The 12,748-nt window shown below is 38.0% G+C and carries 11 protein-coding genes and 1 pseudogene; 6 read left to right on the top strand and 6 right to left on the bottom strand.

Going from position 1 to position 12,748, the window contains the following annotated elements; translation table 11 throughout:
- The first annotated feature begins 69 nt into the window (after positions 1 to 69).
- Positions 70 to 444, top strand: a complete 375-nt coding sequence (locus tag BC008_RS11770) for a hypothetical protein (RefSeq protein WP_058183561.1) — start codon at positions 70 to 72, stop codon at positions 442 to 444.
- A gap of 35 nt (positions 445 to 479) precedes the next feature.
- Here the strand turns inward: BC008_RS11770 and speE are convergent, their stop codons facing one another.
- Together speE and BC008_RS11760 are read right to left on the bottom strand one after the other, a co-directional pair.
- Entirely contained in the window at positions 480 to 1,364 is an 885-nt protein-coding gene (gene speE / locus BC008_RS11765) for a polyamine aminopropyltransferase (RefSeq protein ID WP_027846793.1), read from the bottom strand.
- 170 nt (positions 1,365 to 1,534) lie between these two features.
- Positions 1,535 to 2,995 carry a hypothetical protein gene (locus BC008_RS11760; protein WP_027846792.1) on the bottom strand — a complete coding sequence of 487 codons (1,461 nt, stop codon included), beginning with the start codon at positions 2,993 to 2,995 and terminating at the stop codon, positions 1,535 to 1,537.
- Between the two features lie 89 nt (positions 2,996 to 3,084).
- On the opposite strand from BC008_RS11760, the gene BC008_RS49440 reads away from it, so the two are divergent.
- Positions 3,085 to 3,264: a hypothetical protein gene (locus tag BC008_RS49440; protein WP_161938109.1), complete on the top strand. Its 180-nt coding sequence runs from the start codon at positions 3,085 to 3,087 to the stop codon at positions 3,262 to 3,264.
- 167 nt (positions 3,265 to 3,431) lie between these two features.
- Here the strand turns inward: BC008_RS49440 and BC008_RS11750 are convergent, their stop codons facing one another.
- A complete protein-coding gene (locus tag BC008_RS11750) occupies positions 3,432 to 4,280 on the bottom strand; it encodes an SDR family NAD(P)-dependent oxidoreductase (RefSeq protein WP_036267468.1) in 849 nt (282 codons plus the stop codon).
- A 2,314-nt stretch (positions 4,281 to 6,594) separates the two neighbouring features.
- Between BC008_RS11750 and BC008_RS11745 the strand changes: the two are divergent.
- Positions 6,595 to 7,221, top strand: a pseudogene (locus BC008_RS11745) (bifunctional 4-hydroxy-2-oxoglutarate aldolase/2-dehydro-3-deoxy-phosphogluconate aldolase); the annotation flags it as partial.
- Positions 7,222 to 7,619: 398 nt separating this feature from the next.
- The gene (locus tag BC008_RS11740; RefSeq protein WP_027845700.1) at positions 7,620 to 8,402 is read left to right on the top strand and encodes an HAD family hydrolase; all 783 of its coding nucleotides are present in this window, start codon (positions 7,620 to 7,622) and stop codon (positions 8,400 to 8,402) included.
- Here the strand turns inward: BC008_RS11740 and BC008_RS11735 are convergent, their stop codons facing one another.
- Together BC008_RS11735 and BC008_RS11730 are read right to left on the bottom strand one after the other, a co-directional pair.
- Positions 8,403 to 8,813: a GFA family protein gene (locus BC008_RS11735; RefSeq protein ID WP_027845699.1), complete on the bottom strand. Its 411-nt coding sequence runs from the start codon at positions 8,811 to 8,813 to the stop codon at positions 8,403 to 8,405. It abuts the gene before it with no gap.
- Positions 8,814 to 8,853: 40 nt separating this feature from the next.
- Entirely contained in the window at positions 8,854 to 9,309 is a 456-nt protein-coding gene (locus BC008_RS11730) for a GNAT family N-acetyltransferase (RefSeq protein ID WP_036267467.1), read from the bottom strand.
- A 160-nt stretch (positions 9,310 to 9,469) separates the two neighbouring features.
- Between BC008_RS11730 and rlmN the strand changes: the two genes are divergently transcribed.
- Positions 9,470 to 10,621: a 23S rRNA (adenine(2503)-C(2))-methyltransferase RlmN gene (gene rlmN / locus BC008_RS11725; RefSeq protein WP_036267465.1), complete on the top strand. Its 1,152-nt coding sequence runs from the start codon at positions 9,470 to 9,472 to the stop codon at positions 10,619 to 10,621.
- Positions 10,622 to 10,776: 155 nt separating this feature from the next.
- On the opposite strand, the gene BC008_RS46335 is transcribed toward rlmN, so the two are convergent.
- Positions 10,777 to 10,956, bottom strand: a complete 180-nt coding sequence (locus BC008_RS46335) for a replication restart DNA helicase PriA (RefSeq protein WP_072207717.1) — start codon at positions 10,954 to 10,956, stop codon at positions 10,777 to 10,779.
- A 790-nt stretch (positions 10,957 to 11,746) separates the two neighbouring features.
- On the opposite strand from BC008_RS46335, the gene BC008_RS11720 reads away from it, so the two are divergent.
- Entirely contained in the window at positions 11,747 to 12,703 is a 957-nt protein-coding gene (locus BC008_RS11720; RefSeq protein WP_027845698.1) for a hypothetical protein, read from the top strand.
- The last annotated feature ends 45 nt before the right edge of the window (positions 12,704 to 12,748 follow it).

Raw genomic sequence — 12,748 nt, 5'->3', positions numbered from 1 at the left:
TGGTTTTTGAGTTGTCGTTGTGAGAGACAATAACTCTACTACATCAGCCCTATTTTTCATACTCTTTTTTTGGCGAAGGTATTGTTAGAAAAAGATGGTCATAAAATTGAGAAATTTAAAAGGAGTTACGATATTATAACGACACCAGAAAGTCTGAGAAATACACAGCTTTTCCGTACGTTACCCCATGAAATCGGTCATGCTGTAGATTATCTAGAAAATTGTCTCAAGCCATCTCTTGCAGCTAAAACAGATGAAGAATCTGCTTCTATCAAACGTCTGTACCGTTCCAAGGCATATTTAGATAAGGAAGAATATGCCCATCGTTATGCCAGGGAATTTTATCATAAATATAGTGCCCAAGCAATACTTCCATTCGAGCGTTTATATGACGAAAACTACCTGAATAGTCTGAGACTAGATCCAAAGTGGTTCAAGTTTTAATAATTTGAAATTTTAGGGAAAAATTAGGCTAGCAATTAAATCATTTTCTGAATAAAATTAGGCAGTGCAAATGCTGCTTTATGTATATCTGCATTATAGTAACGCAGGTCCTGCTCCCGAATTATTTTCTCAGCTTTTGAAACATCTAAGTTATTTACTGGATCTGGTCCTGCTTTAGAACAATAAGTCAAACTCCACATACCAGTTGGATACATGGGAATAAATACCAAGTAGCAATGTACCGATTCAATACCAAAAACTTCCTTGAGACATTTGTTTAAATCTATAAATGCGTTGCGATGAAAAATTGGCGATTCACTTTGTACTGTGACTACCCCACCAGGACGCAGACAACGGTATACATCTTGATAAAATGACTTAGTAAACAACCCCTCCGAAGGTCCCACAGGGTCGGAAGAATCAATTATAACTAAGTCATAGGAACTATCAGCTGCATTTTTGACAAAATTAATCCCATCATCAATTAATAAATTTAATTTGGAATGCTCCAATGCTGAAGAAATTGTTGGTAAAAATTGTTTTGAAGCACGCACTACAGCTTCATCAATTTCTACCATTGTTATCCTTTCGATTTCCTGATGGCGTACTAGCTCGCGAATTGTACCACCATCACCAGCACCAATTACTAAAACATCTTTGACTTGGGGATGAGTTAACATCGGCACATGAACAATCATTTCATGGTAAGCTGCTTCATCGGCTTCAGTGCACATCACCATACGATCAATAGTCAACATTTTCCCATTTCCGGGAGTATCAAATACTTCTACAGTTTGATAAGGAGAAACTTCATGAAAAATGCGATCGCCCTGAATACGAATCGATAATGCCATTTTTCCATTATCGTCTATTACCCATTCCTCGGGATTGAATTGACCGGGTTGTTCCGATAAGACCATGGTGAATGCACGTGGGACAAAATGTATCAGTGGGTTAGTATACGAAATTATTGATAATTCGTAATTCGTAATTCGTAATTCGTAATGATTTACCCATGGGTGAGGTGATGAATTACGAATTAGCTATTGTTGTTGCTGTAAAATTTGGCGTGACTGATTCACTTACTAATTCACATTAAATTTTTGCCGCGTTCGTAAATTGTTTTTGCATATTCAGTCCAAGTTCCTTGTCCCCAATAACGAAAGCAACTAGTTTGCAACAAGAAGTTATACAGTAAAGCTTGGCGATAATCCGAACTTCTAGTGAAAGGTTCCGATCTATCTTCCTCAGATAAGGTATTAATTTTCTGATGAAACAAACTGCTAAGTTCATTCATCGGAGCCAAAACATTTTCGTACCCTTCAACCCAACTAATATGATTTGTCCAAGAAGCTCCTTCCATATGAAACTGGGGATTTTCTTGCCTTAGTTGTGCAATGGTATTTTCAACAGTGTTGGGAGTTGCATCCCTCGGTGAAACTCGCTCCCAAATTAAATGTTGTCCTACTGGCTGACAGGGTATGTAGTCATCGGTACCAAAACCGGCTGCTGCAATTAATTCTAAATATTCTGTTCCCGTCACACCAACAACATCTGAATCAGGGGTTATTTGATGCCAAGCTTGTTTGAAAGCGTTGGGAAATTCATTCATCATCACTCCGCCATTTTCACCATCACCAATTTGGCTGACTATTGCTGGTGGTTTGAATCGAGATAAACTTTTTGCCTCATAGTAAGGTTGCATTTGAGCAACTAACTTTGTATCTGAGCCCTGAGTCTTAATTAAAGCTGTAATACTAATGGTTTCACCCTGGGAATTGCGAGCAACTAAACGATGGGGTAAATGTTTTTCCTTCAATCCTTCACCTGTTAGTGTTTCTACCGAATGCTCTTGAACTAACAACCAACGATATCCACACTCTTTCAAGGCTTTGATAAATTCAAATAATGTATCGGGGTGATTTGGTAAATGCATCTCTGGAGGTGAAAAACCCTTAACTCGCGCCAATGCTTCCCAACCAAAAATTGCTGCAAAATGATGTTGCCAGGCCAATATATGCAGTTTGATATCTGGTATGGGTGTAGATGGAACAACTGCATGACCCCACATCGTACCTAACCACTCAACATATGGTTGATAGGTAGAATCACAAGTTATCCGTTTGAGATTATCCAAAATATCTTTCCGCCCCATTTGTTGCAGTCCCCATAAAAGATTACCGGAGTAATCCAACATAATTCGAGGATTGCAACCTTGATTTACCAACTCAGGAATAAACTCCCCCATGCGACTGTAACACCAAGCAAAAGGTCCGGCATTATGGTTATCTCCTTCACCGGGATGTTCGAACATATATTGCAAGTTACTAATTAGTTCTCCATTTGCACCTGCAGGAATTGTTGGTTGATGCATATGTAGAGCGATCGCAAAAGTTGCTTTGATATTGTCTAAGGAGATATTAGTCCTTGGTAAAAATACTGTCCGGTCGTGGTTGACGGTATCGAGAACTTCTGATTCCCAACCAGAAATATTTGGTAAACCATCAATAATTTCTGGTAAGGAAGGAAGGCTAGCTGTTGTAGGAAGCATGGCTATTTATAGTGAGTTCGGATACACAATTTTAAGTATGACGCTTTTTGGTGGGTGTTGGGAATTGGGGAAAGTGTGGGAAAGTGTGGGTGGTGTGGGAAGTGTGGAAAGTGTGGGAAGTGTGGGGAAGTGTAGGGAGTGTGGGTGGTGTGGGAAGTGTGGGGAGTGTGGGAAGTGTGGGGAGTGTGGGTGGTGTGGGAAATGTGGGGAGTGTGGGTGGTGTGGGAAGTGTGGAGATTGGGTATTTGGAAAAACATACTGGGGAATAACTCCTGACTCCTGATTTCTGTTAGCGCAGCGTTAGCGGTAGCAGGGCAGGGCGTTAGCACATGCGCGTGGCGTAAGCATACTGTAAGTATTGCGCATAATTCTGATTTCTGACTCCTGACTCCTGACTCCTGACTTTTGACTTCTGACTCCTGACTTCCAAAAGTACTCAGCGCACAGCATTTACCCTCTTCCAAGGATTAATTTTTCCCAAACTTTTCTGCCGAGTTGGCGATCGCTCAGAAGGCTTAATTGAAGGTCTAGCTATATGTAAAATTACCTCCAACAACCAAGGAGCAAAGCGTTGACACCAAACAGCAAGATAACTTTGCCATCCGACTAGGATTTCTGGCGATTTTTTTTTCAAACCGATAACTAATGCATCAGCGACTTGCTCTGGTGTAATTGGTCTCACCCAGCGAAATAACTGCAAACCTCTAACCATGTCTGTATCTGTCAGAGAAGGTAGCAAAGCTATTACCCTGATGTTGTGTGGAGCTAATTCGCGACGTAAAGCTTGAGTAAAACCTAGGAGTGCAAATTTAGTTGCTGAATACGTAGCCATGGTTGGTGCGGCGATTTTCCCCATCAAACTAGAGACGTTAACTATAGTCCCTTCCTCTTTTGTCGCCATTCGACGCGCCATGGTTTGGGTCAGAGTATAGGTTCCTAATACATTGAGAGATAACTCTTCTTGCACTTGAGGTAATTTAGAACGCAAAAAAGAGTTTTGATGTGCAACACCGGCACAATTAACCAGCAAATGAATTGGTCCATAACTGCGCCATAACTGAGCAACAGCAATATGAACGAAGGTAGTTTTGGTCAGATCTAGAGCCATTGTTACTGCTTCCGTTCCCAGTTCTTCTACTTCTCGGGCTACGGTCACTAATTTTTGTCGATCGCGTGCTATTAGTATTAATCGTTTTACACCTTGTTGCGCTAGTTCAATGGCGATCGCACGCCCAATACCCCGCGATGCTCCTGTTACCAGAGCAACTTTATTTTGAATATTCATGGTTTCCCCCTAAAATTTAAAGTCCTACCACGTCGTTTTTTTTTTCGTTGAGACTGTGTCGTGGTAGTAAGTTTTTATGTTGTGAGCCCGATCTCAGGTCACACAAATGGCAAAAAGTTAATCTAGTTTCTATCTGTTCTACAGTTTGTTTGGATTCTTGAGGTACACAACAGTATACACATATCAAGGTTTAACAACACGTAAAAAATCCACCAAAATCAATGAAATAAACTAGTAGATGGATCTCAAACTGGTAAAATCTATATCTCCAGCATCACGTACCACATTTTCGACAATAGGATACTCATCTATAAAACCTCAATAAATCTGCAATATTACCGATACAAAGCTTTGATTTCTTGTTATGAAGTCAATGATTAGTTTTGCTTACGCAAGCTCTGATTCCCAATAGAATCTTTAGAAGAGAATAGAACCCTACAACACCTATAATTCCTGCTAGGGCTAAGTTCTGACCAATGGTGACGAGCCACTTTTATTATTATTTAGTACAAAATATACAAATTTCTAGGCGCAGCACCACCCAAGTTGTACCAAGAAAGATAAGCACTATTGACTCAAAACATAAGCCTATGCAATTTAATTACAGGTATCGGTTGACATCTTTTGGACATAAACTATTGTCAGCATTGTTGCATAAACACACACTAACAACTTCATCAAGCTTATGCAATATTTTTTAATAAGCATTTCTTAATATTTAGTTTTTGTGCAGATATGTACAATCGATGTCGTATCAGCTGTAAAGTATTGGTTATTAATGTCAACATTACTGGACGCAACATTAACCACAAGTCAATACCAAATTACTTGGAAATAAGTTTTTTTAACGTCTACATAAAAATATTTTGTTTTGTTGACATACAACTCCGATTAGTTGACAGGTAACATTTTATGGTTTACCACTCCGTCATAATTAATATCTCTCCATCTTCTCCATCTCCAAATCAGAGAAAGCGATATTTGTACATTAGATGGAATTATTTTAGTGTTCGACTCTCTGATGGTGACTATTAGAAGTTCTTAGGAACTAATTTCTAATCGGTAGTTTACTAATTTCTAATTGGTAGTTTAAAGTCATCTGGATTAGGTGCTAAATAAGCGGATTAAATACTTAACCAGATTTTTCAGTGCCCCGGAAGCTATATTTTGGAATCTTTATTTTATTAAATTCTAAATTCCGATATAATATCCTCTGCTATTCTCATCGCTTTGCTTGCCAATTTTTTGTTGTTTATCCCAAACTGTAATTTATTTTTTGTACTTCTTTAGATAGTTATTTTTGTAAGCCTTAAAGTCTTAACATAGTTGGCATATATCTGGTAAAAATCCAAATTTCATTGAATTTGAAAATAGTTCAAATTCTAAATTCTAATGATGTGGTCTTTTGCTTGGTAAACAGGATTTTTATCTATTCTTCTTCCTAAAGCAGGATATGTCTAGCAGATATTCTTGTTTTCTGAAGATATATAATGCGCCTCCCTAAAGAAAGAGTAAGGTTTTTTGACCAACCAAGATATATCTCATGTTTTCTGATTTTCTAGATATCTTGGTTGGGATGACTTGTACTTTCCCAACCTAGCAAGGGGTGTTTAGGCTAGTTAAGGTAACGTTAATGCAGTTCGAATAACTGCTTGTCATGTGTCTTTGCTGTGTAGATAGAAGCTCTGGTTAAGGCTTAGCATAATACCCACTACCAGTCCTTAATAGCCCTTAACGGAGTGCTACAAACGGTATTTCTTGTCCGTACAGTAACTACACTACATCTACAATTTGCCTATCTATTTTAAAGTTTGTATTTCACTTGACTGAAAATAGCCATAAATAATAACCATACAAACTAGGAAATAATCTAAAAATTTATTTTCATATTGGGATCTGTGATTTAGCTCATTGGGGTTTTCAGGTATTTTTGCTAATCATGAAGATATGTAAGGATTACAAGGCTAAAACTGTTGCAAAACTTAACTAATTCACAAACTCTCAAGATAAGTGTTCCTGATTTGTACTGCATTTCAACGAAGCAGCGACTTAGTTAATTGTTTCTTAAAGTTAAGTTTACTTGTTCATTTTGTAACGAGTTGATAAAACTGAAGTTGTTGTAATTTAAAATACATATAAATTTCCCATTTTCTGTTAAATTGCGGACTAATATTTATTGTCACTGGTGGTCTTTAAAAATCAAAAAATCTCTTGAGTAAGATATTTTTTATTGATTTACTGATACTCAGTCGGTAAAAAGATAACTATAACTGGTGGCAAATTCCTACAGCTACAATTCCCCTTCATTTTTAAAATGTTACTTTACTCTTGGTTAACCTTACTGAAAAAAAATCGTGCGATTGCAGTGATTCGTGCTTCGAAAATCGAGCTTGGAAGAAAAATGGCGTTAGCAGCAGCGCGAGGAGGAATGGAGTTAATCGAAATTACTTGGAATAGTCCTCGCTCTGCAGAATTGATTTCTCAGCTACGAGTTCAACTACCAAATTGCATTATTGGTACTGGTACACTGATGAATCAAACTCAAGTGAAAGAGGCGATCGTGGCTGGAGCACAATTTCTCTTTGCTCCTCATGTGGATCCTCTAATGATTAAAGCGGCAAAAGATTCAGGTTTACCAATAATTCCAGGGGCGTTAACCCCTACAGAAATTATTACTGCTTGGCAATGGGGTGCGACATGTGTCAAAGTATTTCCCGTGCAACCTGTTGGTGGTCCCAATTATATTCGGAGCTTACAGGGTCCATTAAGCCAAATACCATTAATTCCGTGTGGTGGAATCACCTTAGAAGACGCTGAAGAATTCTTAGCTGCTGGAGCTACAGCGGTAGGTGTGGGGACACAATTGTTTCCTAAGCATTTAGTAGCTAGTGGCAATTGGGAAGCCATATCTGATAAAGCTGCTTGGCTACGAGAAAGACTTGGTCAGCCTTCAGGTGCTCAGCCTTCGAGTACAAATTCATTGGCGAATTCGTCCGCTAATTTACCTGTAAGTTCTTCTGCAAACTTATCTATGAAACCACCTGTAAATTCTTCCGCAAACTTGCATGTAAATTCGCCTGTGAATTTGCAAGTATAAACACTTATTGTAAGATCCTATCTAGTCGGTCAGTGCCCTGTCCCAAGAGTGTGTCTTCAGATGTAAAAAGTAATCATAGGGTAACTGACAACTGGAAAAATCTTGTCACCGGTGATGATTTGAGAATATTTAGTTGCTAAGTAATTGCTAGATTTCCTGGAGGTTCTAAATGAAATATGTTGTTGAACACAAAAAAATCTTCCTTCAGGTAAGCTGAAAAAGCAGCTTATATACTTGACAGCATGATGGAAAATAGTCCTTCTATACTAGCTTTGGACTTTGATGGTGTTATTTGCGATGGACTAATTGAATATTTTCAGGTCGCTTGGCGTGCTTACTCTGGAGTTTGGCACGCTGAAAACAAAATACCTCCTGATGGTCTTGCTGAAACATTTTACCCACTGCGAGCTGTAATTGAAACAGGTTGGGAAATGCCTGTTTTAATCAAAGCATTGATTGAAGGAATTTCTGAGGAACAAATTTATCAAGAATGGCATAATATTTCAAAACAGATTCTAGAGAAAGATAATCTCAAATCTCAAGATATTGCCAAAGAACTAGATAGTATCCGGGATGAATGGATCAATAATGATTTGGATGGGTGGTTAAGCTTAAATCGATTTTATCCCGGTACAATTGAGAAAATTCGGTCTATTGCAAGCAGTTCTGTTGAACTGTATATCATTACTACTAAGGAAGGACGTTTTGTCAAACAGCTTTTGCAAAGATGGGGGGTTGAATTAAACTCCGAACTAATTTTTGGGAAGGAAGTCAAACGTCCAAAGTATGAAATTATCAGGGAATTAATAAAAAAACATAATATTTCACCTGGAAATGTTTGGTTTGTAGAAGATAGATTAAAAACCTTACAAGTAGTTAAGAAGCTCCCGGATTTACAAGACGTTAAGCTTTTTCTTGCCAGTTGGGGATACAATACAGCCTCGGAGCGAGAAGCTGCAAAGAATGATGAGAGAATAAAATTAATATCTCTGGCTCAATTTGTTCAAGACTCGTTTGCTTGGTAATTAAATTACTGGCATTTTGCCGAACTTGGGTAGATCTGGATTCATATAATCCCAAGGTTGAGCACTGTCGGTATAAATATCCATGGTTGGTTGAAAATAACTTGGATCGTCAAGACTTCCAGCCATAATTCCCATCAGATCCGGATTTGGGGGTTTGCTGAATAATCGGGAACCGCAATTCGGACAAAAGCCTCGACCAACAATGCTTCCGCTATCGCCGGTCACTTCATAATATTTCACATCTCCGGTGATGGTAACTGCACTCCGTGGAACTAACATCCCAGAAGCATAACCACTTCCTGTCACCCGTTGACAATCGCGACAATGACAATTTCCCATTGTAATAGGTTCTACTGAACATTCGTAGCGGACAGATCCGCACAGACAACCACCAGTAAATTTTGGTTCCATCACAATATCTCCTTCTCAAGAAGTTAAGTCAAAAATTCACTTAGCGCTCAATTTTTGTGTCCAGTGGAAGACAAACTACAATTTCTCCATCTTCTATCTTTCCAGTTTTTTCAAAACCTAGACTTAAATATAATTTTTCGGCGACCAGATTTTCGGGAACATAGCTAGTAAAAACACGAGCGCACCCTGGCTTGTTTCTCAAAATTTCGATTGCTTCTAACATTGCAGCTTTACCATATCCATTTTTTTGGTGGTTTTGATCGACCATCAAACGAATAACCCACCAACTACCATCATCATCATCTAAACCGTACATCACGAAACCAACCATCGTTTCGTTACTGTAAATTGCTAGGGGAAAGAAAGATGGTTCAAACTTAGATTCCAGGAGTGAGTAAACATTGGAAGCGACAAAGTTTACTTGTGTTTCATCCGGCTTTAGTTTGATACACTCTTTCCAGTTATCCCGGTTAATTTCTCTTAAAATAATAGACATATTTCCTCTTGAAGTATAGCTATACTACAAGTAATATCAATCCATTGAGAGTCAATTCCAGATAAAAATAATTTTAGATAAAAACTAACAACTGCGATTTAGATCTCGTACTATAAATATTCGATGCCTTATTCCATCCAATACCTTGTAATTAACCGCCATGTCTACTAAGTCTGTTGTTGTCCCCGATCGCTCTGTTGAAAGGAAAACTCTAGATTCTTCTAAAATTTCTGTCCCCCCTCTTTTAGGTGCTTCTTTGGAACAGTTACAGACTTGGGTAAAAGAACAGGGACAACCAGTTTATAGGGGAAAACAGTTACACGACTGGATATATCATAAAGGTGCGCGTTCCTTAAGTGAGATTACAGTTTTCTCCAAACAATGGCGAGCGGAAGTTGCAAATATTCCAGTGGGACGTTCGGCTTTACATTATCGTTCAGTAGCTTCCGATGATACGGTTAAATATCTTTTACGACTAGCAGATGGTCAAATAGTAGAAACCGTTGGTATTCCTAGTTTCAATAAAGGTAGAACAGAAAACAAGCGAACAACTAAGTCACGAAGAAGCAAAAGTTCGGAACGTTTGACCGTATGTGTCTCCACTCAAGTAGGTTGTCCGATGGCATGTGATTTTTGTGCTACAGGTAAAGGTGGATATCAACGTAATTTGGAACGTCATGAAATTGTCGATCAAGTTTTAACCGTTCAGGAAGATTTTGGGGAAAGGGTGAGCCATATTGTGTTTATGGGTATGGGTGAACCTTTATTAAATATGCAAAATGTTTTGGGTGCGATTGAGTCTCTCAACCAGGATGTGGGTATCGGACAGCGTTGTTTGACTTTATCTACTGTAGGTATTCCCAGACGGATTCTTGAATTAGCGGAGTATAAACTGCAAGTTACTCTGGCGGTAAGTCTTCACGCTCCCAACCAATCTTTGCGAGAACAAATAATCCCCAGCGCCCGTCCCTACAAAATAGATGATTTACTGGCTGAATGTCGCGAATATGTGAAAATTACGGGACGACGGGTATCTTTTGAGTATATTCTTTTGGCTGGGGTGAATGATTTACCAGAACATGCTGTGGAATTAGCAAAAAGATTGCGGGGATTCCAAAGTCACGTAAATTTGATTCCTTATAACCCCATTCAAGAAGTGGACTATAAACGCCCCAGTCGCGATCGCATTCAAGCTTTTACTCAAATACTCGAACAAAAGCATATTGCTGTTAGCGTTCGTTATTCCCGTGGTTTAGAAGCTGATGCTGCTTGCGGACAATTACGGACAAATAAAACTCAGGTATTGAAGTAATAAATTGAATTTAAATGTTTTTGTACTATTTTACGTGATACAAACTCACAAAAAATAAAAGTGAAGCTTGAAGAGGTAAGAACCAGGAAAAAAGTTAAATAAGCTTAATCCTGGCTCAATTTACCTAATTTTTTTTGCAAATCCTACTATCAAAATTAACTTCTTGCGTAGATACCCGGAGCATAAGCTTCTATAACTTTATTTGTCCTACTACAAGTCACCATCAGGTAATCGCAATCAGGGCATTGAGTTCGCGTTAATTTGCTTTCAATAATGTGATGTCTCTCTGCTTTACTACCACAGTTGGGACAGCGAATTTCTTGTATAGTTCGCATTTTAATTCCTCTTGATATGAAACTTTTTTGTTATAGAAAATATGCGGTGGCAGGTAAAATTTTCTACCACACATAGTACTAATCTTGGGTAATGGAAAATATTGCTATTATTTTTTGGTTTGGAATAAATAGCAAATATTACTGAAAAATCAGATTTATTGTGACTTATTAAAAATTTTCAGGCTAAGGGTCTCTTTTGTATAAGTTGTAATCTTTATTCTAGTATTTATATTTGTAAATTATCCAATTATATATATATTATTTTAATTTTTCAATTGCTATTTATTTCGTTTTGTTCAGATCCCCGATAACAATTCTCTGAGATTATCTATGTGAGTTATACATTCTAGGCTTTGTTTGACAGATTAAATAAACTGAAAAGTGTTTACACGTAATTCAGGCTTTAAAACTAGAAAAATATTAACCTAAGAATTAACTGTTAAATTAATACTCAAGATAATACTAACTCCAGAAGAGTATATTTAATTTTTTAGAGCTAACTCTTATTGATGTCAGCAGTATTTTTTAGTTGAGCTGATTAATCTAACACGTATATAAAAAGTTCGGAACTAAATTGGTATTAGTTAAACTTATTCTATCTATAAGAAAGTTATTATTAGTATCGGCAGTACATTCTCAACACACTGCAGATTTTTTTAATTAGCCACAAATTAATGCAATTTGCTTTGATCTGAATATCTAAATATAAGTTTCACATTTTACAAAAAAACTGATAGACCCCCTATCATTGCTATTGATGTGAATTCTAACTTGATGGGGAAATATTTTCATGGGCTCACCAACTCGACAACAACGTCAAAAATTAATCGAGCAATACGTTCTATCACGCCGTACGATGTTGGCGCTAATAGGTTTCGCCTGTACTCCAGGTTTAGAGACTTTATTGAACAGTGATACTAAGCCTTCAGAGCCTAAACCACCTCCTAATCCAGATATTCCTACTTTGCCTCAAAAAGATTCACCTGTGATTCAGCAAGAGCGCCAACTTCAAATCGAACAAACGCGTCAGGAATATCAAATAGGGTTGCGATTACCCAATTCTGTACGCGTGGAAACTTTGCCTCCTCAAGAGGTATTTTCTGAAGGATATAACGCTAATCGAGCAACCTTAGGGGAACAAATACAAGCAAATCAACAGACATTTCTCGCAAATCCTAAATCTTTTGACGCATTAGATGATTATGCTGCTGTATTTCCTGTTCTCCCCGTGCCAGATATTGCTAATAATTTTCGGAATGATGGAAAATTTGCGATTCAGAGGCTTTATGGTCCCAACCCTATGGAACTGACTAATGTTTTGGCGCTTAATTACAATTTGCAGGAAAAACTTGGGATAACAGATGAAATTTTTCAAACAGTGCTGGCAAAGATACGGGGAAGAAAACAAATTAGGGAAACTCTTGATAGTGCAACTGAAGAGGGGGGTCTATTTATTACTGATTATGCAATACTCGATATCGTTAATCCTCAAAGCGATAGATTCATAACTGCACCGATCGTGCTTTATTTCGCTGACAGGAGTCGTGATGGTTATTCTTTAATTCCTATTGCTATTCAGTTGGGACAACTACCAGGGGAAAGTTTGCTTTGTACGCCCTTGGATGGCGTAGATTGGACTTTAGCTAAACTGATCGCTCAAATGGCAGATTTTTACGTTCATGCAATGGTGCGCCATCTGGGTCAGACTCGAATGGCACTAAGAAAAGCTGGAACCCTTGTGGTTTAAACAGTCTGTAATTGCTTATTTAATTCATGCCGTGGTTTTGTCATC

The organism is Mastigocoleus testarum BC008 (assembly GCF_001456025.1).
Taxonomy (GTDB): Bacteria; Cyanobacteriota; Cyanobacteriia; order Cyanobacteriales; family Nostocaceae; genus Mastigocoleus; species Mastigocoleus testarum.
This window is presented reverse-complemented; position numbering and strand designations above follow the sequence as displayed.